The sequence below is a fragment of the Flavobacterium sp. 2755 genome, from assembly GCF_031455715.1.
In the GTDB taxonomy this organism is placed as follows: domain Bacteria; phylum Bacteroidota; class Bacteroidia; order Flavobacteriales; family Flavobacteriaceae; genus Flavobacterium.
On sequence record NZ_JAVDTG010000010.1, the window covers coordinates 106,973 to 131,950 of the forward strand.

The 24,978-nt window shown below is 33.7% G+C and carries 19 protein-coding genes; 10 read left to right on the forward strand and 9 right to left on the reverse strand.

Features of this window, described 5'->3' with window-relative positions; genetic code table 11:
- Window positions 1–37: 37 nt before the first annotated feature.
- The 5 genes from J2Y38_RS20395 to J2Y38_RS20415 all read left to right on the forward strand — a co-directional run bounded on the left by J2Y38_RS20395 (window position 38) and on the right by J2Y38_RS20415 (window position 9,466).
- Window positions 38–5,149, forward strand: a complete 5,112-nt coding sequence (locus tag J2Y38_RS20395) for a translocation/assembly module TamB domain-containing protein (protein WP_309846215.1) — start codon at window positions 38–40, stop codon at window positions 5,147–5,149.
- Window positions 5,133–7,451, forward strand: a complete 2,319-nt coding sequence (locus tag J2Y38_RS20400; protein ID WP_309846219.1) for a BamA/TamA family outer membrane protein — start codon at window positions 5,133–5,135, stop codon at window positions 7,449–7,451. The genes J2Y38_RS20395 and J2Y38_RS20400 overlap by 17 nt, the downstream gene beginning before the upstream one ends.
- A 174-nt stretch (window positions 7,452–7,625) precedes the next feature.
- Window positions 7,626–8,255 (forward strand): DUF4230 domain-containing protein, encoded by a 630-nt coding sequence (locus tag J2Y38_RS20405; protein ID WP_291143049.1) that lies wholly within the window; start codon window positions 7,626–7,628, stop codon window positions 8,253–8,255.
- Between the two features lie 89 nt (window positions 8,256–8,344).
- Window positions 8,345–8,896: a hypothetical protein gene (locus J2Y38_RS20410; RefSeq protein WP_309846223.1), complete on the forward strand. Its 552-nt coding sequence runs from the start codon at window positions 8,345–8,347 to the stop codon at window positions 8,894–8,896.
- 63 nt (window positions 8,897–8,959) lie between these two features.
- On the forward strand, window positions 8,960–9,466 hold the full coding sequence (locus J2Y38_RS20415; RefSeq protein ID WP_309846226.1) for a hypothetical protein: 507 nt from the start codon (window positions 8,960–8,962) through the stop codon (window positions 9,464–9,466).
- A gap of 100 nt (window positions 9,467–9,566) precedes the next feature.
- On the opposite strand, the gene J2Y38_RS20420 is transcribed toward J2Y38_RS20415, so the two are convergent.
- From J2Y38_RS20420 to J2Y38_RS20430, 3 genes are all read right to left on the reverse strand, one after another.
- Window positions 9,567–11,333 (reverse strand): aromatic amino acid hydroxylase, encoded by a 1,767-nt coding sequence (locus tag J2Y38_RS20420; RefSeq protein WP_309846229.1) that lies wholly within the window; start codon window positions 11,331–11,333, stop codon window positions 9,567–9,569.
- 137 nt (window positions 11,334–11,470) lie between these two features.
- Complete coding sequence (locus tag J2Y38_RS20425; protein WP_309846233.1) at window positions 11,471–11,917, reverse strand: hypothetical protein; 447 nt, start codon at window positions 11,915–11,917, stop codon at window positions 11,471–11,473.
- 89 nt (window positions 11,918–12,006) lie between these two features.
- Window positions 12,007–12,417 (reverse strand): group III truncated hemoglobin, encoded by a 411-nt coding sequence (locus tag J2Y38_RS20430; protein ID WP_053470525.1) that lies wholly within the window; start codon window positions 12,415–12,417, stop codon window positions 12,007–12,009.
- Window positions 12,418–12,800: 383 nt separating this feature from the next.
- Between J2Y38_RS20430 and J2Y38_RS20435 the strand changes: the two genes are divergently transcribed.
- Window positions 12,801–14,951, forward strand: a complete 2,151-nt coding sequence (locus tag J2Y38_RS20435) for an RICIN domain-containing protein (protein ID WP_309846236.1) — start codon at window positions 12,801–12,803, stop codon at window positions 14,949–14,951.
- A gap of 78 nt (window positions 14,952–15,029) precedes the next feature.
- Here J2Y38_RS20435 and ilvA read toward each other — a convergent pair whose 3' ends face one another.
- The 4 genes from ilvA to J2Y38_RS20455 form a co-directional block, all read right to left on the reverse strand.
- Complete coding sequence (ilvA, locus tag J2Y38_RS20440; protein ID WP_309846237.1) at window positions 15,030–16,274, reverse strand: threonine ammonia-lyase IlvA; 1,245 nt, start codon at window positions 16,272–16,274, stop codon at window positions 15,030–15,032.
- 340 nt (window positions 16,275–16,614) lie between these two features.
- The gene (locus J2Y38_RS20445; protein ID WP_309846239.1) at window positions 16,615–17,151 is read right to left on the reverse strand and encodes a DUF4136 domain-containing protein; all 537 of its coding nucleotides are present in this window, start codon (window positions 17,149–17,151) and stop codon (window positions 16,615–16,617) included.
- A 159-nt stretch (window positions 17,152–17,310) separates the two neighbouring features.
- Complete coding sequence (locus J2Y38_RS20450) at window positions 17,311–19,290, reverse strand: urocanate hydratase (RefSeq protein ID WP_309846241.1); 1,980 nt, start codon at window positions 19,288–19,290, stop codon at window positions 17,311–17,313.
- A gap of 328 nt (window positions 19,291–19,618) precedes the next feature.
- Window positions 19,619–19,804, reverse strand: coding sequence for a DUF5522 domain-containing protein (locus J2Y38_RS20455; RefSeq protein ID WP_073418076.1), 186 nt, complete (start codon window positions 19,802–19,804; stop codon window positions 19,619–19,621).
- 116 nt (window positions 19,805–19,920) lie between these two features.
- On the opposite strand from J2Y38_RS20455, the gene J2Y38_RS20460 reads away from it, so the two are divergent.
- From J2Y38_RS20460 to hemL, 4 genes are all read left to right on the forward strand, one after another.
- Entirely contained in the window at window positions 19,921–20,256 is a 336-nt protein-coding gene (locus J2Y38_RS20460; protein ID WP_309846245.1) for a hypothetical protein, read from the forward strand.
- Window positions 20,253–21,161 carry a pyridoxal-phosphate dependent enzyme gene (locus J2Y38_RS20465; RefSeq protein ID WP_309846247.1) on the forward strand — a complete coding sequence of 303 codons (909 nt, stop codon included), beginning with the start codon at window positions 20,253–20,255 and terminating at the stop codon, window positions 21,159–21,161. Before J2Y38_RS20460 ends, J2Y38_RS20465 begins: the two co-directional genes overlap by 4 nt.
- The gene (locus J2Y38_RS20470) at window positions 21,154–22,044 is read left to right on the forward strand and encodes a glucosaminidase domain-containing protein (RefSeq protein ID WP_309846249.1); all 891 of its coding nucleotides are present in this window, start codon (window positions 21,154–21,156) and stop codon (window positions 22,042–22,044) included. The genes J2Y38_RS20465 and J2Y38_RS20470 overlap by 8 nt, the downstream gene beginning before the upstream one ends.
- A 110-nt stretch (window positions 22,045–22,154) precedes the next feature.
- On the forward strand, window positions 22,155–23,441 hold the full coding sequence (hemL, locus tag J2Y38_RS20475; protein ID WP_309846251.1) for a glutamate-1-semialdehyde 2,1-aminomutase: 1,287 nt from the start codon (window positions 22,155–22,157) through the stop codon (window positions 23,439–23,441).
- A gap of 168 nt (window positions 23,442–23,609) precedes the next feature.
- Here the strand turns inward: hemL and J2Y38_RS20480 are convergent, their stop codons facing one another.
- Window positions 23,610–24,350 (reverse strand): hypothetical protein, encoded by a 741-nt coding sequence (locus tag J2Y38_RS20480; protein ID WP_309846252.1) that lies wholly within the window; start codon window positions 24,348–24,350, stop codon window positions 23,610–23,612.
- 162 nt (window positions 24,351–24,512) lie between these two features.
- The gene (locus J2Y38_RS20485) at window positions 24,513–24,953 is read right to left on the reverse strand and encodes a hypothetical protein (protein ID WP_309846254.1); all 441 of its coding nucleotides are present in this window, start codon (window positions 24,951–24,953) and stop codon (window positions 24,513–24,515) included.
- Between the last annotated feature and the right edge of the window lie 25 nt (window positions 24,954–24,978).

Here is a 24,978-nt window from a genome sequence, read left to right on the forward strand (position 1 = left end):
TTTTCAGAAGCAATTAAATCCTGTATTTTATTGACCTATGAATAAGAAAACCATTCATTATTTAAAAAAAACACTTCGTGTACTATTATGGTGCGTGGTTTCTGTAGTGGCGCTTTTATTACTTCTTATCATCTTAATTCAGGTTCCGTCAGTTCAAAATTTCGCCAAAGACAAAGCGATTTCGTATCTCCATAAAAAAATTAAAACGAAAGTTTCCTTAGATCATATTTCAATTAAATTCCCTAAAGATGTAGTTCTCGAAGGTTTTTATTTTGAAGATCAAAAGAAAGATACGCTGCTGGCAGGGAAACGTTTAGAAGTAGATGTTGACCTTTTTAAACTAGTAAGCAGCGAACTCGAAATCAATTCTGTTTCGCTTGAAAATGTAAAAGCCAATATTTCCCGAAATAAAGAAGGGGTTTTCAATTTCGATTATATCATAAAAGCATTCGAATCAAAAGAACCCAAAGTTGAAGATCCAAATGCTAAACCATTTAAAATTTCAGTTGTAAAAGTAAATCTGGATAACATCAAATTTAATTTTAAAGATGATTATGCTAAAAACGATATTGCCGTAAAACTGACACATTTTGATACCAAATTCAATAAATTCGATTTGGATAAAATGGATTTTGATATTCCCAATATCGATTTAAACGGATTAAAATTAATTTTAAATCAAGATGTTGTAGAACAAATTGCAGTTGTTTCGGTAAAAACAGTAGATACAATTTCTAAACGAAAAGACTTCAAATTAAAATTAGGCAAAATCAGTTTATCAAAAATTGATATTGCGTACGATAATAAAGATTCAAAATTAGATTCAGGAATAAAACTCGGAAACCTGAATTTATCTGTCAATGAAATTGACTTAAACAAACAGCTTTTAGATTTCGATACTTTCGAACTTAAAAATCTTAGTGGAAATCTGCGTTTAGGTGTAAAAGACAAACAAATTCAAACACCAAGTTTAGATACAACAGCTATCAAACAAGCAGGCTGGAAAGCCAAACTAAACAAAGTCAACATACAAAACATAGCTTTTAGATTTGATGATATGCAATCGAAACCAACTTCAAAAGGAATCGATTACAGCCATTTAGATTTGAGTAAATTCAATCTTGAAGCTGAAAAATTGTATTATGGCAACGATATCATTTCTGGAAATATAAAATCACTCGCCGCAATCGAAAAAAGCGGTTTAAACATTCAGTCTTTAAAAACAAATTTTTTCTACGGGCCTAAAAATGCCTCTTTAGATAATCTGTATTTAAAAACACCGCAAACGCTTGTAAAAGATAAAATTAAAGTAGAATACAAATCACTCGCGACGCTTCAAAAAGATATTGCCAATCTTGCTGTCGATGCCAATTTAAAAGATTCGAAAATAGGGTTTAAAGACATTTTGTTATTTGCTCCCGATTTACAAAAAACAAACCCGTTTAAGAGTAATCCAAATGCCATTTTATACATAAACAGCCGTTTGACCGGAAAAGTAAAAGATTTGAATATTCCGAAATTCGAAATGAGCGGAATTGGAACCACAAAAGTTTCCCTTTCGGGGAAAATAACCGGACTGCCTGATGCTCAAAAAGCGTATTATGATTTAGATATCAAAAAAATTGCTACGACTTCTAAAGACATAAATACTTTTGTACCAACCGGAACAATCCCGAAAAACATACAGCTTCCGTCACAAATAAACCTGCAGGGAAAATTTAAAGGTTCTGTTCAGAATTTCAAAACCAATCTGGCTTTAAACAGCAGTTTCGGAAATGCAAAAGTCGACGCTTTATTCGATCAGCGAGTTAAGAAAAAAGAGAAATACGATGCAACGGTTTATTTACTTGATTTTGATTTAGGCCGATTAATCAAAAACGATTCAATTGGAAAAATTACGCTTAAAGCGAAAGTAAAAGGAAATGGTTTAGACCCGAAAACGGCGCAGGCTGAATTGGACGGAATTGTTCAAAAAGCAGTTTTCAACAGATATACCTACAGAGATTTAGCATTAAAAGGAAATATTGCAAACGGTTCATTCGCAATAAAATCTGGAATGAAAGATCCGAACTTGAATTTTAATTTGACAGCAAGCGGAAATACACAAGAAAAATATCCATCAATTAAATTAAAACTAAACCTGGATATTGCCGATTTGGAAAAACTAAATCTTCATGCCGGACCAATGAAACTTCGCGGTAATGTCGATGCCGATATTGCGAATAGTAATCCGGATTTCCTGAACGGAAAAGTATTTCTCTCAAACGTTCAGATTTTACAGGACAAAGAACCAATCGTTTTAGATTCTGTTCGTGTGATTGCTTTTTCAGACAATACACGAAATAATATTAAAATCTCGTCTCAGTTTTTAAAAGCTGAAGTCGACGGAAAATACAAATTGACGACATTGACAGCTGCCATTAAAAAATCATTGTCAAAATATATCGATTTGAAAACTCCGAAAGCAAGCGGAGAATCTGACGAGCAGCGTTTGGCTTTTACATTAACGGTTGATAATGACCCGATTCTTTTTAAACTAATTCCGAAACTGACAGGTTTGGAACCAATTAAAATCACTGGAAAATACAACAACGTAGCCGATTCTTTAGAAATAAGAGGAATAATTCCGAGAATTGTGTATGCAGAAAATACAATTTCCGACGGAAAAATTAATATTGAAGCCAAAGAAAATGCTTTAGAATATTCTGTTTCTGTGGCAACGATCGAAAGCGGTTCATTAAAAATTCCGTTTACCAGTTTATCCGGAAAAGTAGAAAATAATATTTTGACTTATGCGCTTGAAGTTCAGGATGCAAAAGAAAAACCTCAATATTTTATTGCAGGAGAATTTAAAGCAGAAGATTCGAAAAATATATTTAAAATCGATGCCGAAAACTTCATTTTAAATTATGATAAATGGAATATTGATCCTGAAAATGCCATAGAATTTGGAGACAAACGATTATACGTCAATAAATTTTTCCTGAATAATAACGGAAACGAATTAAAAGTTCAATCGCAGGGAACACAGGATAATGCGCCATTGCAAGTCGATTTTGTAAACTTCAAAATCGAAACCATTATGAATATGGTTAAAAAAGACAAACTGCTGATGCAGGGTTTAATTAACGGAAATGCTGTTGTAGAAAACGTTATGGCAAGCCCAACTTTTACTTCTGATTTAAAAATTGATGATTTTGCTTTTAGAGGAGAAGCCGTTGGCGATATTGAAATAAAAGTTGATAATAAAACCAATAATTTACTAAATGCAAATGTGGCATTAACCGGAGAAGGAAACGAAGTAAACCTGACCGGAAATTATAAAATGGACGACGGAAACCTTGATTTAAATTTAGATATCAATAAATTGTATATCAAAAGTATTCAGGGTTTTACAATGGGCAACGTGACAGATGGAACGGGATATTTGTCAGGAAATTTTAAAATTCTCGGAAATGCATCAAGTCCAAAAGTTGCGGGCGAATTAAACTTTAATGATGCCGGTTTTAGAATCACACAGCTGAATTCCTTCTTTAAAACAGATAATGAAAAAATCACTTTTAATAATGATGTAATCACGTTTGATAAATTCACGCTTAATGACGAAAACGACAACGAATTATCTGTAGACGGAACGATTCAGTCTCCTGATTTCAAGAGTTATAATTTTGATTTAGTTGTTACAGCTGATGATTTTAGAGCTATACATTCTAAAGAAGCCGATAATGATTTGTTTTATGGGGATATGTTTTTGGATACCAAACTAAATATTAAAGGAAATTTAGATAGTCCGGTTGTCGACGGAACAATTAAAATCAATAAAGAAACCAAGTTTACAGTCGTAATGCCACAGTCAGATCCTTCAATTGCAGATCGTGAAGGAATTGTAGAGTTTGTTGATGAAGATAATATGTATTTAAGACAAACCGTTGATTTGCAAAATAAACTAGATCAGTCTGATGTAAAAGGAATGGATGTAAATGTTGCCATTTCGATTGATAAAGAAGCAGAACTCACTTTGTTAATAGATAAAGCAAATGGGGATTATTTAAAATTGAAAGGTGAAGCAGAATTAGTTGGCGGAATCGATAAATCTGGAAAAACAACTTTGACCGGAAAATATGAGTTTACAGATGGTGCGTATGAAATGAACTTTAACGGAATCAAAAGAAAATTTGATATCCAAAAAGGAAGTTATATTACCTGGAATGGTGAACCAACAATGGCAAATTTAAATATTACGGCAATTTATAAAGTAAATGCCGCGCCAATTGATTTGCTCGGAAATCAGCTTGGAAGCGATGATTCAGCTACCAGAAACAGATACAAACAAAAACTTCCGTTTCAGACTTTATTGAAAATGAAAGGAGAATTATTGAAACCGGAAATTTCTTTTGGAATTGTACTTCCTGAAGGAAATTATGATGTTTCTTCGGATGTTGTAGAACTTACACAATCAAAACTAAAACAATTAGAACAAGACCCGGCAGAATTAAACAAACAGGTTTTTGCTCTTTTATTATTAAACCGATTTGTGGGCGAAAATCCTTTTGCAAGTGAAAGCGGTGGTACAAATGCCGAATCTTTGGCAAGACAAAGTGTGAGCAAAATTCTTTCACAGCAATTAAACAATCTTGCCGGCGAATTAATTACAGGATTTGAAGTCAATTTTGATTTAGAATCTACAGAAGATTATACTTCTGGAACCATGCAAAACAGAACCGATTTGAATGTCGCTGTTTCTAAAAAACTGCTTGATGACAGATTGAAGGTAACCGTAGGAAGTAGTTTTGGCGTTGAAGGTGCAGAACGTGCCAACGAAGAAAGTACCAATATTGCGGGAGACGTTGCGCTGGATTATCAGCTTACAAAAGACGGCCGTTATATGGTTCGTGCTTACAGAAAAAATCAATATCAGGTAGCGGTTGAAGGTCAGGTTGTAGAAACGGGTGTTGCTTTTATTATTACGATGAGTTACAATAAATTCAGAGAACTTTTTCATCGTTCAGAACAAGAAAAGCAAATGATTCGAGAAGAAAAAATCCGCAAGGAGAAAGAAAAACAAAAAAAGAAAGAAGCAAAAGAAAAGGAAAAATTAGAAGAAGATCAGCAGGAAAATCAAATTGAAGGAAATGAACAAAAAACATAATCATATAGAAAATCAATATATAAAGTATTTTGTACTGTTCTGCCTGTTTTTTGTTTTAGGCTGCAGTAATACAAAATATCTGCCGGAAGGCGACTTGCTTTACGTTGGCGGTTCTGTAAAAGTCAAAGATTCTTTAATAAAGAAAAAAGAAAGAAAAGCACTCGAGAAAGAATTAGAAGATTTATTACGTCCAAAACCAAATAAACAAATCTTGGGATTACGCCCTAAATTATGGATATACAACCTTGCAGGCGAACCTAAAAAACAAAAAGGAACCAGATATTGGCTTCGTAATAAAGTAGGCGAGCCACCAGTACTTTTCAGTAAAGTCGATTTAGATTATAATGCTTCGGTTTTACGAAATTTTACCGAAAACCGAGGCTACTTTAAAACCCGTGTAAGTGCCGATTCGACCGTTAGAAATAAACGTGTTACAGCAGAATATACCGTAATTCCTAAAAAACAATACATCATCAAAAGCGTGACTTTTCCTGATGATTCCTTAGCAATGTCCAGAATTATAGGGAGATCAAGCCGAAGAAGTTTATTGAAAGTGGGAAAACCGTATGATTTGGACGTTATAAAAGCCGAAAGAGAACGAATTGACGCAAGACTTAAAGAGAAAGGATATTTTTACTTTAACCCTGATTATCTTTTGGCACAAGTAGATAGCAGTAAAGGCGATCACGAAGTAAAAGTCAGAATTATAATAAAACCAGATACGCCGCCAAAAGCCCTTACAGCTTATAAAATCAATAATATTTATGTGTATCCGAATTATTCTCTTTCGAATGACAGTGTGGTTTATCGAAAAAGAGATATTACACAATATAAAGATATTACGATCATCGATACAACAGAAACCTTTAAACCAAGGATTTACGACCGAACGATATATTTTAAAAAAGGAGATTTGTATAACAGAAAAGACCATAATCTAACTTTAAACAGGTTTGTGAATCTGGGGACTTTTAGTTTTGTAAAAAATGAATTTAAACCTTCAGATAGTATTCCAAAGACTTTAGATTCCTATTACTACCTAACGCTTCTGCCGAAAAAGTTTATTCGTGTTGAAGTTTTAGGAAAAACTAATTCAGCCAGTTATACAGGGACAGAAATTAATCTAAACTGGAATAATCGAAACTTTTTTAAAGGGGCGGAACTATTTACAGCTTCTGTTTTTGGCGGTGCCGATTTCCAGCTTGGCGGAGTTAACAAAGGGAAAAATATTTATAAACTTGGAGGAGAAGTTAGTTTGACCTGGCCGAGATTTATATCGCCTTTTAATATTCAGGGAAACAGTGAATATGTGCCAAGAACCAAAGCGACACTACGATATGAATATCAAAAAAGAACACAATTGTATGCGTTGAATTCCTTTAATGCCTCTTTTGGATATTTATGGAAAGAAAATATTCGAAAAGAGCATCAGTTAAATGTGATGGATATAACTTATGTAAGCCCCAATCATGTTACGCCCGAGTATTTAGAAGATATTGACCAAGATCCTGCATTAGGGAAAGTAATTGAAAAACAGTTAATTTTTGGCCCGACTTACAGTTATACGTACACCAATACGATGCAGAAACGTCGCAAAAATACAATCTACTTTAATGGAGAATTAGATTTAGCTGGAAATCTTACAGGTTTAGTTACAGGGGCAAATATTAAAAAAAATGATACCATAAAAATATTCGATGTTCCGTTTAGCCAATATGTAAAAATCAAAACAGATTTCAGACATTATTTGAAATTAGGAAAAGAAAGCGAACTAGCCAGTAGATTAATCGTTGGTGCCGGATTTGCTTATGGAAATTCAAATACATTACCTACATCAAAACAATTTGTAGTGGGAGGAACCAATAGTATTCGTGCCTTTAGAGCCAGAACTTTAGGGCCGGGAAGTTATGTTATTCCGCCGACAACAAACAATAATTATACTCCAGATCAATCAGCAGATTTAAAACTGGAATTCAATACAGAATATCGTGCAAAATTATTTAGTATTGTAAGAGGAGCAATATTTTTAGATGCAGGAAACATTTGGCTCTTAAATGCAGACCCTAATAAACCCGGAGCCGAAATATCAAAAGATTTTATGAAAGAGCTTGCCATTGGAGCAGGTGCAGGTTTGCGTTTCGATTTGTCATTCCTGGTTTTAAGAACAGATTTGGCTTTCCCTCTTCGAAATCCAGCTCTTCCAGACGGACAAAGATGGGTAATCGATGATATTAATTTCGGAAGCGGACCATGGCGAAAAGACAACCTGATTTTGAATATCGCGATTGGATATCCTTTTTAGAAAAAGTTTGACACGAATTTCACGAATTTTCACGAATTTTTTTGAGATGTTTAATTTATGAATTGCCCTATAAATACAACACATAGAATTAGTGAAAATTAGTGAAATTCGTGGCAAAAAAACTTTAGTAAGCTTCGAAAAAAAGAAGTAAATTCGTCTAAATAATTTATTGGAATGCAAAACTTGATCAAAAGAATTATTAGTATCGGTATTACTATTTTAGTCATTGTTCTGGCTTTTAAATACTGCCAGTTTAAAAAAGATGACGACTCTACAATCGATTATAATACCAATTTAATTCAGCAGCAAATTTTAAATGTTGGAAAATTGGTTGTTACCGAAGGACATTTCTCTGAAGTGATCACTTATAAAAATCAGCAGAAGTATCTGATGGATATGATTTCATTTGAAAAAAAGGCACTTATTGTGGTCAATGCCAATGTTACCGTTGCCTACGATTTGCATAAAATGAAATACGATATAGACGAAAAAAACAAAACCATTACGATTTTAAATATCCCAAAAGAAGAAATCACAATCAATCCCGATATTCAGTTTTATGATGTCGAACAAAGTAAACTGAATCCGTTTACTGGCGACGATTACAATAAAATCAACAAATCGGTAAAAGCCAATCTGGCAAAAAAAATCGAAAAATCAACCCTAAAAACAAACGCCCAAAACCGATTAATAAGCGAATTGTCTAAGATCTTAATTATGACAAATTCAATGGGCTGGAAATTACAATATAATGGAAAAACTATTGAATCTGAAAGTGAGTTGAATCAGGATTTGAAGCTTTAATTTAAGGTTCAAAGGAGCAAAAAGGCAGAGGTTTTTGATTTACTGTGCATTAATCTGAAAAGATAAAATACTAAGAATAGAAGGAATATATGAAAATAACTTTACAAAGAAAAATAGCAGTTCTTTGGCTTACGCTTTCGGTTTTTAATGCAATAAATTATGTTTACCAAACAATTACATTGCGAGGAGCTTATGTGAGTTTTAGCAATAATATTTTTAAAGTTCCATATTTCGGACAAATTTTATCTTACGAATTGATTGAAATATTTATTCCTATTTCAGCTAAAAACTTATATCTAGTGTATCAGTTGGAATGGTATTCCAGTATGGCTTTGACTTTATTGTCAATAATAATACCTGTAGCTTTATTTTTTGATTTTAGATATTCCAAAACTATAGCTAAAGTGTTTTTAGGTTTTTTCATATTACTTAATGTTTTTGCAATTTTAGTGAAAATGACTTTTCTTTTACCTGTTGCTAATAAATCATCGGAATATGAGATAATGATTAATGAAAAAGTGATGAGCTATGTTTACTATTATTTAGTGATTTCATTTATTGCGTTACTAATATTTATCGGATTGTTTTATTGTAAAACCAAAAAAGAAGAAAAGATTGAAACTAATAAACATTTTAAATAATTATCAGGTGTGAAAACTACTTTATTGCTATTCATCTCTTTTTTAAATTTCAATTTTTTTGGAATGGATTATTACATCGAAGCAAATGTAAAAACTCCGTGCAAAGATGATTTTCCTTCCGGTTTGTCTTTCTTTTTTGAACAAGTTGGCGGCTATGAAGAAAAAAGCATGGCTAGTCAGGTTGAAAAAATTTTAAAAATTGATCTTTCTACTTTTCAGAAATATGATTTTGAAGACTCTTTAATGCCCAATAAATATTGGAAAAATATTAATGTTTTTGAAAAAACAATTGATGATTTATTATTGAAAATAAAAGCAAATCCTAATTATTTTAAAAAGGTAAAATATAATCCTGTTTATGAGGATTATGTATATTCTTCTGATAAAAAAGACATGGAAAAAAATCTGCAAAAAATGAAAGAGTATGAGAAGAACCCAATGCACGATTATCCATATAATAATGGATATTTAAACTCAAATAAATTTGTGGTAGAATTAAACCAATTAAAAGCTCTTCTAAAATGCTATAAAAAACATGGAGCCACAAAAATTAAACTAACTTACATGTAATTATAATAAACTTTGCGACTCCGCGACTTTGCGAGATTAAAAAAAATCAGCGTATATCAGTTTAAATCAGTAAAATCTGCGGGCAAAAAAACTTCGTGCCTTAGTGCCTTTGTGGCAAAGAACTATCAAAAATCAAATCCAATCCCCCAGAAATCAAATGCGCAATTTCAGGACGTTTTTCTTTCAATTGATCTAAATGAACCAAAACTTCTTGCAAAAGCTGTTTTTCATCAGAATCCTTCAAAAGTTCTGCAATCTCAACAGACAATAACCAATCATTTGAATGATTATTTTTTAGGTTTTCAAAAATAGATTTCAACCCCGTTTTAGAAGTTTTATTTTTTCTAATATCTCTAACTGACGCATATAAATTCTCTAATTCATCACGTTCGTCAGTATGTTTTGCTTTTATGGTTTTAGTTGTCGGAACAATATTTATTAAATCAAAACTGTTTACATCAGCTGGGCCAGAAAATGCCGAAATCACTTTTTTACCAATTGCCATATCGTAATTTCCCCAGTCAGGTTGAAACAAAACAGTTTCGCTATGTGTTACCGTACAGTTTCTAAAACTGATTAGGATAATTTCTCCGTGTAAGTTTCGGGAACCCGTAATAATTTCACCTTCAACAATAATATTACCTTCAAATTCCAGTTTTACAGTTTCGTTTTCAACAATGCTATAAGCCTGCAAATCCTTCGGACTCATGTCTTCAATTGCCAGATTAAAACCTTTCAGTTTCCCAATCGGACTTCCAAATCCGTGTGGATGTGTTAAAGTTCCGTGTCCTACTAATTCTTTTTCACGGTATGATAAAGCTGTTTTTCCGGTTGTTTGAATGTAAACTGGTTTTCCTTCTTCTTCAATAACATTCGTAAAAACTCCTGAAACTTGTAAACCAGTACTCAATTCAATTGTTCCTAAAGCATTTGACTGAATTAATTTTTTAATTCCCGAAAGTCCTCCGGTACGAAGTGCCATTTTATTAGCAAATTCTTCCAGAACTAAACTTAAATAAGAAAAAGTAGGCGTTACATAAAGCTGTGGCTGCAATTGCGTAATATCAAAATTCTGATTTGCAGCCGAAATATCATAAGGGATTTTCTTTACATTATCGGTCATACACCAGGCACTTTCTCCAATCGAAGAAAGTAATCCTGCGCCGTAAATTTTCGGATCTTCAACTGTTCCAATCAAACCGTATTCAACCGTCCACCAATGCAGGTTTCGAATTTGAGCCATTTCAGACAATTCGCCCATATCATTTTGTAAATCGGCAACCGCTTTTTCAGCTTCCTCGATTTTATCCAGCGGTGTATCTTCGGCTTCTTTTAAAATAGAAAGCAAACGAATCGCTTCATACATTTGATAATCTTTGTGAGATGAGATTGCTTTACAGCCAATTTCACCAAAACGTCTCAAATATTCCGCATATTCAGGATTGGCAATAATAGGAGCGTGGCCGGCACCTTCGTGAATAATATCTGGTGCTGGTGTATATTCTATGTGTTCTAATTGACGGATATCCGAAGCAATAACCAAAACATTATAAGCCTGAAACTCCATAAAGGCATTTGGCGGAATAAATCCGTCAACGGCAACTGCAGCCCAGCCAATTTCAGTTAGAATACGGTTCATTCCGTACATACTCGGAATAGAATCAATTTCGATTCCCGTTTTACGTAAACCTTCTAAATACGAATGATGTGCAACTTTCGAAAGATAATCTACATTTTTGCGCATAACATATCTCCAAACCGCCTGATTAATAGGTGTGTAATCACTATAATCCTGAGGCTTAATAAATTGCTTTAAATGTTTTGGCAATCGTTCTAATAACGGATTGGTTTCTATAGATGCATTCATTTCGAAAACGTTGTAGATTAGAATGTAAAATTACGAATTTAGGTCGCTATTTTTTGCTATTCATCACAAAATTTTTATTCGAAAGTGATTTTTATTGCGTTTTTATAGATTTTTTGAACTTGGCAGAAAACTAAATTTTAGCAGTCATTATTTTCATAATTAACTTTATCCAATGTTTTCTCGAAGTTTTCCAGCTCTTTCTTCGTCATTGTGGCTTCTTTCAAGTCAACTGGTAATTGTTTTTTAGCATCAGAACTAATCCATAAACCCGTAAAAGTATTTCCGGTTTTCTTTAAAATTAATACACCACTAAATCCATGTTCTACTAAAACAAATTCATTTTCTTTCTTTTTGTTTTGCGTAATATTGAGCTGAATCCATTTTTTTGATTTGTCATATCGATACATAGACGTATACATCAAATCGGCAGTACATGGATTTTCTTCCGTTTTAATATAAACCGTTATTGGAGCTTTTCCATCGACAGTTCCTTTATATAAATTAAAAGCAGGAGCTTGTGATTGTGCGTTTAAGTGATTAAAAAAAGAGAAACAGATTATAAAGAACAGGATAACTTTTTTCATTTTAAATAGTTGATTGGTTTTTGATAGCTTTTGGGTCAATCAAATTTATTTAATTTAAAATAGTATCCAAATTTAATTTGTCAGCTATTTTAAGATTTACCCGATGAATTTCGTAACTCATTTTCGGCATTTCTAAAATATTCAATTTTGTGGTTGAACATAAAAGCCATATTTGTAGCACGCATTTTTGCTTCCTCAGTAATTACTCCTGCAAATTGCGCATCGATTGTAGTATTGAAAATTTGTATCCAGCGGTCAAAATGAGTTTTATCAACCGGTAATTGTTTATGCGGAGGAAAAGGTGTTCCGGAATAAGCGCGAACATCAAATAAAATAGTCTGCCAAAAACCATACATTTTTTGCAAATGCGGTTCCCAGCGATCTTGAAGTTTATCATTGAAAATAGGACCAATAAGATCGTCTTTTCTAACATTATCATAAAAGCTGTTGACCATTTGTTTAATATCTTCTATGGTCGATATATCTTTAAGCGTTTCCATGTTTTCTAATAAATTGAAATGCAAAAATACGATATAACTTCAGGTTCAATCCATGATATTTGTCATTTATGAAATAATTATAAGTTGTATTTGGGAATCAAAAATGATAATTAAACTACTGATTTTTAAAATTTTGTAAATGCTGAAATTTAAATGTAAGTTTTTTATGGTTTTTAATATTTTAAATAATTGATTTTTAATTATTTATAAAAAATAAAGATGTGTTTTTGTTAAGGTAATATTTACAAATGATGTGTATTTGTAAAGTTGTAATTATAACGATTTCGTGAAAATTGATATATTTTTGAATCGTTTTAATAAAAATAATTATAATAAAATGAGAAAAATTTAACTATCAACAAACCTCAAAAACCACAAAAAAGATGCACAAAACTACTCAAAAACCTACAAACCGAGTAAGAGCTTTTATGACACAAGTCATTATTATAATGCTTTTATTTATTACCAAAACAAATGCACAGACGGTTACACCTTTTATAACATCAGGTGATCAAACGAGATTATTACAACAGCAGGGAACTGTAAGTTTCGGAACAAACTCAGGAACCAATCCTTCTACAGTTACAGTAAACGCAGGAACAACGTACCAAACTATGGATGGCTTTGGTTACACTCTTACCGAAGGAAGTGCCGAAGTGATCAGCGGAATGGCAGCAACGCAGCAAAACCAATTATTGAATGATTTGTATAATCCTAATACAGGATTAAACGCAAGTGTAATTCGTATTAGTATTGCAGCTTCAGATTTAAGTAACTCTTCGTATAGTTATAACGAAACTTCCGGAGATACTAACATGAATAACTTCAGTTTAAACGGACCGGATTTAACGTATCTAATTCCGATTATCAAAAAGATTCAGCTGATAAATCCGAACATTAAAATTTTAGCAACACCTTGGTCAGCGCCACGCTGGATGAAAACCAACGGTTCCTGGATTGGCGGAAGTCTGCAGACACAATATTATGCGGCTTATGCAAGATATTTTGTAAAATACATTGCAGCGATGCAGGCGCAGGGAATTCCTATTTGGGGAATCACGCCGCAAAACGAACCTGAAAATCCGCACAATGAACCAAGTATGCTGATGAATTCTACAGAACAAAAGAATTTCATCAATCAACAACTTGGGCCTCAATTGGCCGCGGCTGGTTATGGAGGTGTAAAAATTATTGCTTTTGATCATAATTGCGATAATACAGCTTATCCAATTGATGTTTTAAACAACAGCAGTTATGTTGACGGAGCGGCTTTCCATTTATATTTAGGAAGTATTTCGAATATGTCAGTTGTAAAAACTCAAACAAACAAAAACGTTTATTTTACAGAGCAATATACAGGTTCAGGCGGAAACTTTGGAGGAGATTTCGGCTGGCACATGCAAAACGTTGTTATCGGAAGTACAAACAACTGGTCTAAAACTGTTTTAGAATGGAATGCTGCAAACAATTCAAGTTTAGGGCCAAGAACTCCGGGTGGATGTAATACTTGTTTAGGAGCGATTACAGTTAATAACAGTACAAGTTATACTAAAAACGTGGCCTATTATATTATTGGTCAAATCTCTAAATACGTAAAACCGGGTGCAGTAAGAATTGGTTCTTCAAGTACAAACGGCAGTATTTTATCTGTTGGATTCAAAAATCCTGATGGCTCAACTGCACTTGTAATTTACAACTCAGGAGGATCAAATACCATAAAAGTGGTTTCAGGATCATCAGCATTTAATTATACAGTTCCGGGATCATCAGCAGTTACTTTTACGTGGGGAGCAGGAACACCACCTCCAACTGGTTTTCCGGGGTATTATAATATTATTTCAAGAAACAGTAATAAAGGACTGGATGTAGCAGATAATTCAACTACAAGCGGTGGAAGAATACAGCAATATGATGTAACAGGCGGCGGCGGAAATAACCAGCGCTGGAAATTTGTTTCTGACGGAGCAGGGAATTATTACATCATTGTAAAATCAACCGGAATGTATTTGGCAGTTGAAAATAACGGAACTGCAAATGGATTGAAAGTACAGCAAAAAACGTTCTCTAGCTCTAATGAATTTAAATGGACAGTTGCAAGTCTTGGCGGTGGATATTATAAAGTTACCAATGTAAATACGGGCAAATCTCTTGATGTTGAAAATGTTTCTACAGCAAATGGCGCTAATATTCAGGTTTGGGATTACACGGGCGGACTGAATCAGCAATGGCAGTTTGTTCAGGTTGAATCGACAGCAAAAAAAGCTTTGACAATAACAGAAGATGGTGAAAGCACAAACGATATGGCTATTTTTATTAATTCGGCAAACGATTATTTAAAAATTGATACCAATCATGAAGGAAGCGCCGATGTAGCAATATTTAATATTGCGGGACAAAGTATCTTGAAGAAGAACGTAAACTTTATAAAAGGAAATCAAGCAGAAATCGAAATTTCTAGACTTCCAAAAGGGGTTTATGTAGTAAGAGTAACGGATAGTCAGGGATCTTATTCTAAAAAAATATTAAAGCAATAATTACAAATCGAGAATTCAATTAGTAATTTTATATTGATGTTTAAAAGGCTGTCTAATTTTTAGGCAGCCTTTTATTTTTTATCCAATTAGCTGTGTAAACAAATCCTGATTATCGTTTAAATATTGAAATTCAAATCCGTATTGGGTCATTTTCATTTTGATAGGCAGAATATCTTTTTTCTTTTTCAATTCTAAACCAACAATAACAGAACCAACTTCACGGCTGTTTTTCTTGGCAAACTGGAAATAAGTAATATCATCATCCGGCCCTAAAATATTGTTTACAAATTCTTTTAAAGCTCCGGGACGCTGCGGAAACTGGATCATAAAATAGTGCATTAAACCTTCATAAAGTAAAGAACGTTCTTTGATTTCGGCAGTTCTTTCAATGTCATTATTACTTCCGCTGACAATGCATACTACATTTTTACCTTTAATTTTATCTTTATAAAAATCCAAAGCTGCAATGGTCAAAGCACCCGCAGGTTCAACAACCATAGCTTCTTCATTGTACAATCGTAAAATGGTCGTGCAGACTTTACCTTCAGGAACCAAAATAATATCTTCCAGATTATAACGGCAGATTTCAAAAGTTTTATCGCCCACTTGTTTTACAGCTGCGCCATCAACAAATTTGTCGATTGTTTTTAACGCTGTATTTTTATTTTCTTCAATAGAAGTTTTCATCGAAGGAGCGCCTTTTGGCTCAACGCCAATGATTTTAGTATTCGGACTTAAATGCCTAAAAACTTCGGATAAACCTGAAGCAAGTCCGCCGCCGCCAATCGGAACAAAAACATAATCGATTGGCTTTGTATAACTTTCCAAAATTTCAAGTCCAACAGTTCCTTGTCCGGCAATTACTTTTTCATCATCAAAAGGATGAATAAAGGTTTTATGATTTTTAATTGCATCTGCCGTTGCCGATCCGTAAGCGTCATCAAAAGTATCTCCGGTTAAAACAATTTCAACAAACGATTTTCCAAACAATTGTACTTGTTTGACTTTTTGTTTTGGAGTTGTTTTCGGCATGTAAATTTTCCCTTTTATATGCAGTAAATTACACGAATAAGCAACACCCTGCGCATGATTTCCTGCGCTGGCACAAACAATTCCGTTTGCTTTTTCTTTATCATTTAACGTAGAAATCTTGTTGTAAGCGCCTCTGATTTTATACGACCGAACAATTTGTAAATCTTCTCTTTTTAATAAAATAGTCGATTTAAATTCATCTGAAAGATTCAAATTTTGGGTAAGGGGCGTCGCGGCAACTACATTTTCGAGTTGCTTTTTTGCGTTAAGTACTTCGTTAAATAAACTCATAATTTGGTTGTTTTTTTGCCACGAATTACACTAATTTGCACTAATTTTTATTATCCCAAAGAAAAATAATTCGTGGAAATTCGTGTAATTCGTGGCGGCTTTAATTATTCTTAAAAATAAAAAACCTCCCGATGTGGGAGGTTTTTATAAATTATATTTTACTTATTTATATAACACCTCGCCATCATTGCTGAATTGCAATAATGCTGATAATCGCGATAATAATGTTATTAAAGTTTTTCATTTTTAACTGATAGAGTAACAAATGTACTTATTTTTTTCGAAGTAATAAACAGCCGTTTTGTAAAAAAACTGAATACTAAATACTGAAAACTGTATACTATTTTTTAACCGGCGGATATTGAGCTAAAATTTTGTTTACGAACTCACCAATTTTTTCGTCTTTTTTGTCGACGTTTTTAGTCAAAGTCCCTAAACCTTCACCTTGCCAGATCATTTCTTTCTTTTTAGCATCGATTAAATCAATGTATAAAGTTCCTTCCGTAGAAGTTGAAACAGTAGTTTGACCGCCATACATCATATAAGGATTCCAACCCCAGCCCCAGCCGTAACCCCAGCCAGCGCTAAATTGGTTTACATTTACCTGTTCTCTCGATTTAGTAAAAATGTTTACTAATAAATCAGGATTATCACTCTTTGTGAAACCTTTTGCTGCCATTTCATTATCAATGGCGTGAAGAATACGTCTTTTATCTAGATCTGAAATCTCAACTTTGTCAATTCCGGGCTTAAAGAAAGCATAAGTTTTATAAGGCGCAAAATCGACATTTTTGTCGTAATCAGAATAAACAGTAATACTGCTGCAGGATGAAAGTATCAAAAGCAGAAAAATCGGAACTAACTTGAATGTTTTCATAATTATTGGAAATTTAATGTTCTTGTTCGGTTTATTTTATCACAAAAGCAACTTTTACATTTGTCAGGCTGAGCGAAGTCGAAGCCCTTTTTTGCTTACAAGCCTTCGACTTCGCTCAGGATGACATTGCGTTTATGATAAAATCTTTTTAAATGAACTTTAACTAAGCAGACTTTCGTCAACAATATTAGGTAAAGTTACTTTTAATAAAGGCTCGACTTGCATAGCTCTTTTTATAGCAAAAATAGCTTCATCATTTCGGGCCCAGCTTCGTCTTGAAATTCCGTTGTTCACATCCCAAAAAAGCATTGATGCTAAACGCTTTGAAGCTTCTTTAGAACCATCAAGAACCATACCAAATCCGCCGTTTATAACCTCTCCCCAGCCAACTCCTCCGCCGTTATGAATGGATACCCAGGTTGCTCCTCTAAAACTGTCTCCAATTACGTTTTGAATCGCCATATCAGCCGTAAAACGAGATCCGTCATAAATGTTTGAAGTCTCTCTGTAAGGCGAATCGGTTCCGGAAACGTCATGATGATCGCGTCCTAAAACAACAGCGCCAATTTCACCTTTTGCAATCGCTTGGTTAAAAGCTTCAGCAATTTTAATCCTGCCTTCGGCATCAGCATAAAGAATTCGTGCTTGAGAACCTACAACCAGTTTATTTTCCTGTGCACCTTTAATCCATTTAATGTTATCCTGCATTTGCTGCTGAATTTCACTTGGAGAAGTCTTCGCTAATTCTTCTAAAACCTGACTTGCGATAGTATCGGTTTTTTGTAAATCTTCCGGTTTTCCAGAAGTACAAACCCATCTAAAAGGCCCAAAACCATAATCAAAACACATTGGTCCCATAATATCCTGAACGTAACTCGGATATTTAAAATCGATATTATTTGTTGCCATTACATCTGCGCCGGCACGTGAAGCTTCGAGTAAAAATGCATTTCCGTAATCAAAAAAGTAAGTTCCTTTTGCCGTATGTTTATTAATGGCTGATGCGTGACGACGTAATGTTTCCTGAACTTTTTCTTTAAATAAATCCGGATTATTAGCCATCAAATCATTTGCTTCTTCAAAAGAAATCCCAACCGGATAATAACCTCCAGCCCACGGATTATGAAGCGAAGTCTGATCTGAACCTAAATCAATTTTGATATTTTCCTGATCAAAACGTTCCCAAACGTCGACCACATTTCCTAAATAAGCAATTGAAACGGTTTCTTTATTGGCTTTCGCCAAAGCTACTCTGGCAACTAATTCATCTGTAGAAGTTACAACTTCATTAATCCATCCTTGTTCGTGACGAATTTTTGTAATTTTCGGATTCACTTCGGCGCAAACCGTAATACATCCGGCAATATTTCCGGCTTTTGGCTGAGCACCAGACATTCCGCCCAAACCAGAAGTTACGAATAAACTTCCTTCCGGATTTTGTTTTATTTTTCTAAAACCGTTTAAAACCGTAATCGTAGTCCCGTGTACAATTCCCTGTGGGCCAATGTACATATAACTTCCCGCCGTCATTTGTCCGTATTGCGAAACTCCAAGCGCATTCATTTTTTCCCAATCGTCCGGTTTAGAATAATTTGGGATAACCATTCCGTTTGTAACCACAACTCTTGGTGCTTCTTTATGGGAAGGAAATAATCCCATCGGATGTCCTGAATACATGGTTAAAGTCTGCTCATCTGTCATTTCAGACAAATACTGCATCGTCAATAAATATTGTGCCCAGTTTTGGAAAACAGCCCCGTTTCCGCCATACGTAATCAATTCGTGCGGATGTTGTGCCACAGCATAATCCAAATTGTTTTGAATCATGTGCATAATTGCTTTTGCCTGCAATGATTTTCCCGGATATTCATCAATAGGGCGAGCGTACATTCTGTATTCCGGACGAAGGCGGTACATATAAATACGTCCGTATTTTTCTAATTCTTCTGAAAATTCAGGAATTAATTCAGCGTGATGTTTTGGATCAAAATAGCGTAAAGCGTTTTTAAGAGCCAGCTTTTTTTCTTCTGCCGAAAGAATTTCTTTTCTTTTCGGAGCGTGATTAATAGCCGGATCGTACACTGCTTTTTGAGGTAATATATTTGGAATTCCTTGTTGTATTTGTTCTTTGAAAGTCATTTTTTAAGATGCTGAGTTGCTAAGTTAGTTTTGTTAGATTAACAACAGATTAATTTTTTGTTTTTTAAATTATGTTGTCCGAATGGAACTTTAAATGCACCAACACTCAATTGAGTGCAATTGGAATTTGGATTTTTTTAAAATTATCTAATTTTCAAATTGGCACATTTTCTAATTAAAAAACTAGGGATAACGGATATCCGACCTGTGATAAGACTTGTGGATTTTAATCCTGAATTTTCTTGAATGGATATCCATTAATGATTTTAGAGTTTAGATTGTTGATTTTAGATTGTTGAATTATCTAATTGACACATTTTCAAATTGACTAATTAGCCTTTTTTCTTATTTCGCCAGTTCTTTTATCAAAACCGTACGGACAATGACGGCAGCCGCTTTTACAGCAATAACCTCTTTTTAAATGGTGTTTTTCAGTAAAGCATTTGTAACCTTCGGGTGTATAGTAAAAATCTTCGCCTTCGATTAATTTATTTTCATTACTTTGCTCTTTCATAAATCTGCTTCGCGTTCGTTTTTGAATAATATAAAAATCAAAAATATAAATATTTGATTATGATTTTATTGAAATCGAACAATTTTATAGCTACAAATTTATAAATTTTACAGCCAATGTTTCTGATTGTTGCCAAATATTTAATTCCGAAAGGATATCGCGGAATGGCTGTATTTCCGTTTGTGATTGTAAAATATGGTTTTGATAAAGCAAATGCAATTTTTGTTAATCATGAAAAAATCCATTTGCGACAGCAGTTAGAACTTTTAGTAATTCCGTTTTTTGTCTGGTATTTTCTGGAATATTTAATTCGCTTACTTCAATATAAAAATGCGGAATTGGCGTATCGAAATATCAGTTTTGAAAGAGAAGCTTACGCGAAAGAAGCCGATTTTACTTATTTAAAAAACCGATCATTTTTTCAGTTTCTACATTACATTAAATTAAAATGAACCCAGTTTTCAATCAACATATTTCTATCGATTTTCCGAATGATATTTCTTTGACAATAAAACGTGAAGATTTAATTCATCCGTTTGTTTCGGGGAATAAATTCAGAAAATTAAAATACAATTTACTTCAGGCGAAAGCCGAAAAAAAAGAAACTTTATTGACTTTTGGCGGTGCATTTTCGAATCATATTGCGGCGGTGGCTTTTGCCGGAAAAGAACAGGGTTTTAAAACTATCGGCATTATTCGCGGCGATGAACTTTTTGATAAAATTGAAGAAAACCCAACTTTGAAATTCGCTAAGGAAAACGAAATGCAATTTGAGTTTGTTTCTCGTGAAGAGTATCGTTTAAAAAATGAAACTTCCTATATAGAAAAGCTAAAAGAGAAGTTTGGCGATTTTTATTTAGTTCCCGAAGGTGGGACAAACGAACTCGCCGTAAAAGGATGCGAAGAGATTTTAACCGATGAAGATTCGGTTTTTAATTACGTTTGCTGCGCTGTTGGAACGGGCGGAACAATTTCAGGATTAATAAATAGTGCTAAGGAAAATCAGAAAATTTTGGGCTTTCCGGCGTTAAAAGGTGATTTTTTAACCGATGAAATTCGTATTTTTGCAAAAAAAGATAACTGGAATTTAATTTCTGACTATCATTTTGGAGGTTATGGCAAGATAAATTTGGAATTAATCGAATTTATCAATGGTTTTTTTGAAGAAACAAAAGTGCCCTTAGATCCAATTTATACAGGAAAGATGGTTTTTGGCGTTATAGATTTAATCAACAAAAATTATTTTCCTGCACATTCAAAAATAGTACTCATTCATACTGGCGGATTACAGGGAATTGAAGGAATGAATATAAAGTTGAAGCAGAAAAAATTACCAATACTCAAAAAAAATGATTAAAAAAATTGTACTGCTCTTTACAATAATAGTTTTGGCAAGCTGTTCGTCAAGCAAACCAGCTGTCGCTACGACGAAAAAAACGACGGTTCAAAAGCCAAGAGTGGCGACGACGAAAAAACCAGCTTACAACAAACCAACAGTTAAAAATTACCCTTCCACAAATAATACAACTGAGGTTATTCAATCTACTTCAAAAACAGTTGTTACCAGCGATTTAATCAATAATTACATTTTGCAGTTCAAAGATATTGCAATGGGAAATATGAAAACGTACGGAATTCCGGCAAGTATTATTTTGGCGCAGGGAATCTTGGAATCGGGAGCGGGAAAAGGAGATTTAGCGCTTGAAGCGAATAATCATTTCGGAATTAAATGCCATAAAGACTGGCTTGGAGAAAGTGTTCGTCATGACGATGATTCGGCTCAAGAATGTTTTAGAAAATATCCTGAAGCGGCAGAATCATATAGAGATCACGCTTTATTTTTAGTTGGAAAAAACAGATACGCGACTTTATTCACTTACGAAAAAGACGATTATAAATCGTGGGCAAAAGGTTTGCGAGCGGCAGGTTACGCAACAGATCCTAATTATCCGGATAAATTAATCAGTTATATCGAGCGTTATAATCTGCATCAATATGATTGTCAGGTAACCGGAAAAAATTATACGCCAATTAGTAAAACGACTACAAGTCCAACCAAAAGTACATCGCCGGTTAAAACAAATTCAAATTCAAATGATCCTAATTTGTATGAAGTACAACAAGGTGATACGTTATATTCGATTTCAAAAAAATTCAATTTATTGGTTGATGACTTAAAACAAAAAAATAATTTAACTGATAATGCCATTTCAATTGGGCAAAGGTTGAAGGTTAAGTGATTAAGTGTTCAGTTTTTAGTGTTCAGTCTCAGTTTTCAAATAATTCAAAAATCCAAAAATAAGTTTTCAGTTTAAATCTAAAATCTGAATTCAAAAATCTAAAATAAAAAATGTTATATAAAAGAAGTAGTAAGCTTTTTGCTGAAGCAGAAAAAGTAATTCCGGGAGGAGTAAATTCACCAGTAAGAGCGTTTAAAGCGGTTGGCGGAACTCCAATTTTTGTAAAAAGTGCCAAAGGTGCTTATTTATATGATGAAGACGGAAACAAATTAATAGATTATATCAACTCTTGGGGGCCAATGGTCTTGGGTCACGCTTATCAGCCGGTTGTTGATGCCGTAATCGAAAAAGCAAAACTGGGAACTTCATTTGGAATGCCAACAGAACTGGAAACAGAAATTGCAGCTTTGGCGGTTTCTATGGTTCCGAATATTGATAAAATTAGATTTGTAAATTCTGGTACAGAAGCTTGTATGAGCGCAATTCGTTTGGCTCGTGGATTTACAAAAAGAGATAAAATAATAAAATTTGCAGGCTGTTATCACGGACATTCTGATTCATTTTTGATTCAGGCGGGAAGTGGAGCTGTAACTTTTGGATCTCCAAATAGTCCGGGCGTTACAGAAGGAACTGCAAAAGATACTTTGTTGGCAAAATACAATGATTTAGAGAATGTAAAAACTCTAATCGATGCTAACAAAGGTGAAATCGCTGCGATAATTATTGAAGCAGTTGCAGGAAATATGGGATGTATTCCGCCTGCAAAAGGTTTCCTTGAAGGCTTAAGAGAATTGTGTACAGCAAATGGAATCTTATTGATTTTTGATGAGGTTATGACAGGTTTCCGTTTAGCTCGCGGAGGAGTTCAGGAATTGTATAATATCAATGCTGATATTGTAACTTTCGGAAAAGTAATTGGCGGTGGACTTCCGGTTGGAGCTTTTGCTGCACGCGAAGAAATCATGAATTATTTAGCACCGCTTGGACCTGTTTATCAGGCAGGAACATTATCTGGAAATCCGTTAGCAATGGCGGCTGGATATGCAATGTTAAAAGCGTTAGATAATGACCGTGAAATTTTTACTCGTTTAGAAGAAAAAACAGCTTATTTAGAAGCTGGAATTGACAGAGTTTTAAAAGCAAATAATGTTGTTTTTACGATCAATAGAGTAGGTTCTATGATTTCTGTTCACTTTGATGCCAATCCGGTTACAGATTTCCAAACTGCTGCAAAAGGAGATAACGAAACGTTTAAGAAATTCTTCCACGGATTGTTGCAGGAAGGAATTTACATTGCGCCATCTGCATACGAAACATGGTTTATTACAGATGCTTTAACGTACGAAGATTTAGACTTTACTATTAATGCAATCGACAAAGTTTCGAAAACATTTTAAATAATAAAAAAGGGGTTTTAAAAGCCCACGGATAACACGAATTTCACGAATTTTCATTTAGCCTAGTTTGTGGAATTTATTGCAACAACAAATTGGTGTCAATTTGTGAAATCCGTGTTTATAAAAACAAGAAAGAGGCTTTTTAAAGCCTCTTTTTTTTGATCTCAATTACATTTTATCTTTTCGGTGATCTTTCATTTTGTCTTTATGTTCTTTTTTAATGGCAGTCCATTTTTTATATTGATCTGCATTTAAAATAGATTTCATTTTTGCATCGGCAGCTTTGTGATCTTCTTCCATTTGTTTTTTCATGGCTTTTCTTTCAGCATCAGTTGGTTTTGCATCAGAATCTTTTCTGCTTTTTTTAAGCATTTCCATTTTTGTACTTCTTTCAGATAAAAGTTCACTTACTTGTTTTTGCTGATCAGCGTTTAAGTTTAAATCAGTTGTTAACTTTTGCAAATGTGCCTGATTGCGTTCTTGCGGCGTTTTATGATCTTTATGATCTCCTTTTCTTCTGTGGCCTTCATGTTCTTTTTTTAGAGCCGTCCATTTTGTGTATTGATCCGCATTTAAAATGGCTTTCATTTTACCATCATTGGCTTCTTTGTCGGCTTTCATTTGTTTTTTAAAAGCTTCTCTTTCCGCATCAGTAGGTTTTGTTTTACTGTCTTTTCTGGCGTCTCTAAATTTTTCTGCTTTAGCACTTCTTTCCGCTATAAGCTGTTTTACTTCTTCCTGCTGCTTTTTATCTAAATTCAAATCAGAAGTTAATTTTTGTAAATGCTTTTCATTACGCTGTTCCGGAGTTAATTTTTCTCTTTGATCGCGTGCTGGTTTCTGATTGATGTCTTGCGCAAAACTTACTATTCCAACGAATAATAAAGCTGTGATAAATAATTTTTTCATTTTTCGTTTTTTTAAAGGTTTATAGCAATTAGACATCAACAGATTTATTAAGTTTAATGAGATTGTTAGATTTATCTTTTAATTAACAGAAACTATTAAGGAAAACATAATAAGATCTGAAAACAAAAAAGAGGCGCAGCGGCCTCTTTTTGTAAACTATATTTAGTTGTTTTCTTTTTTGTAATCTTTCATTTTGTCTTTGACTTTCTCTTTATTTTTTTCTCTTAAAGATTGCCATTTCGTATATTGATCCGCAGTTAAGATTGCTTTCATTTTAGCTTCGTTACCTTCTTTTTCTGCTTTTAATTCATTTTTAAAAGCTTCTTTTTCAGCATCAGTTGGTTTTACATCGCTGTCTTTTCTTGCTTCTCTTGTTTCTCTGAATTTTTCTGCTTTAGCGCTTCTTTCAGCCAGTAGTTGTTTTACCTGCGCTTGCTGATTCGCATCTAAACCCAATTCTGTAGTTAACTTTTGTAATTGTTTTTCGTTACGCTGTTCGGGAGTTAATTTTTCTCTTTGTTCACGTGCCGGCTTTTGATCGCCGTCTTGTGCAAAACTTGCTATTCCGATCAATAGCATAGCTGCGATAAATAATTTTTTCATGATTTGTTCTTTTAAGGTTATAGTG

Bases quoted from the DNA above. Each gene is read 5' to 3' on its own strand.
- J2Y38_RS20480 (WP_309846252.1), bottom strand. From the start codon at position 24,350: ATGAAAAAATTATTTATCACAGCTTTATTATTCGTTGGAATAGTAAGT.
- J2Y38_RS20420 (WP_309846229.1), bottom strand. From the start codon at position 11,333: ATGAATGCATCTATAGAAACCAATCCGTTATTAGAACGATTGCCAAAA.
- J2Y38_RS20460 (WP_309846245.1), top strand. From the start codon at position 19,921: ATGTTTCTGATTGTTGCCAAATATTTAATTCCGAAAGGATATCGCGGA.
- J2Y38_RS20450 (WP_309846241.1), bottom strand. From the start codon at position 19,290: ATGACTTTCAAAGAACAAATACAACAAGGAATTCCAAATATATTACCT.
- J2Y38_RS20465 (WP_309846247.1), top strand. From the start codon at position 20,253: ATGAACCCAGTTTTCAATCAACATATTTCTATCGATTTTCCGAATGAT.
- J2Y38_RS20455 (WP_073418076.1), bottom strand. From the start codon at position 19,804: ATGAAAGAGCAAAGTAATGAAAATAAATTAATCGAAGGCGAAGATTTT.
- J2Y38_RS20425 (WP_309846233.1), bottom strand. From the start codon at position 11,917: ATGAAAAAAGTTATCCTGTTCTTTATAATCTGTTTCTCTTTTTTTAAT.
- J2Y38_RS20395 (WP_309846215.1), top strand. From the start codon at position 38: ATGAATAAGAAAACCATTCATTATTTAAAAAAAACACTTCGTGTACTA.
- J2Y38_RS20410 (WP_309846223.1), top strand. From the start codon at position 8,345: ATGAAAATAACTTTACAAAGAAAAATAGCAGTTCTTTGGCTTACGCTT.
- J2Y38_RS20400 (WP_309846219.1), top strand. From the start codon at position 5,133: ATGAACAAAAAACATAATCATATAGAAAATCAATATATAAAGTATTTT.
- ilvA (WP_309846237.1), bottom strand. From the start codon at position 16,274: ATGAGTTTATTTAACGAAGTACTTAACGCAAAAAAGCAACTCGAAAAT.
- J2Y38_RS20415 (WP_309846226.1), top strand. From the start codon at position 8,960: ATGGATTATTACATCGAAGCAAATGTAAAAACTCCGTGCAAAGATGAT.
- J2Y38_RS20405 (WP_291143049.1), top strand. From the start codon at position 7,626: ATGCAAAACTTGATCAAAAGAATTATTAGTATCGGTATTACTATTTTA.
- J2Y38_RS20445 (WP_309846239.1), bottom strand. From the start codon at position 17,151: ATGAAAACATTCAAGTTAGTTCCGATTTTTCTGCTTTTGATACTTTCA.
- J2Y38_RS20430 (WP_053470525.1), bottom strand. From the start codon at position 12,417: ATGGAAACGCTTAAAGATATATCGACCATAGAAGATATTAAACAAATG.
- J2Y38_RS20470 (WP_309846249.1), top strand. From the start codon at position 21,154: ATGATTAAAAAAATTGTACTGCTCTTTACAATAATAGTTTTGGCAAGC.
- J2Y38_RS20485 (WP_309846254.1), bottom strand. From the start codon at position 24,953: ATGAAAAAATTATTTATCGCAGCTATGCTATTGATCGGAATAGCAAGT.
- hemL (WP_309846251.1), top strand. From the start codon at position 22,155: ATGTTATATAAAAGAAGTAGTAAGCTTTTTGCTGAAGCAGAAAAAGTA.
- J2Y38_RS20435 (WP_309846236.1), top strand. From the start codon at position 12,801: ATGCACAAAACTACTCAAAAACCTACAAACCGAGTAAGAGCTTTTATG.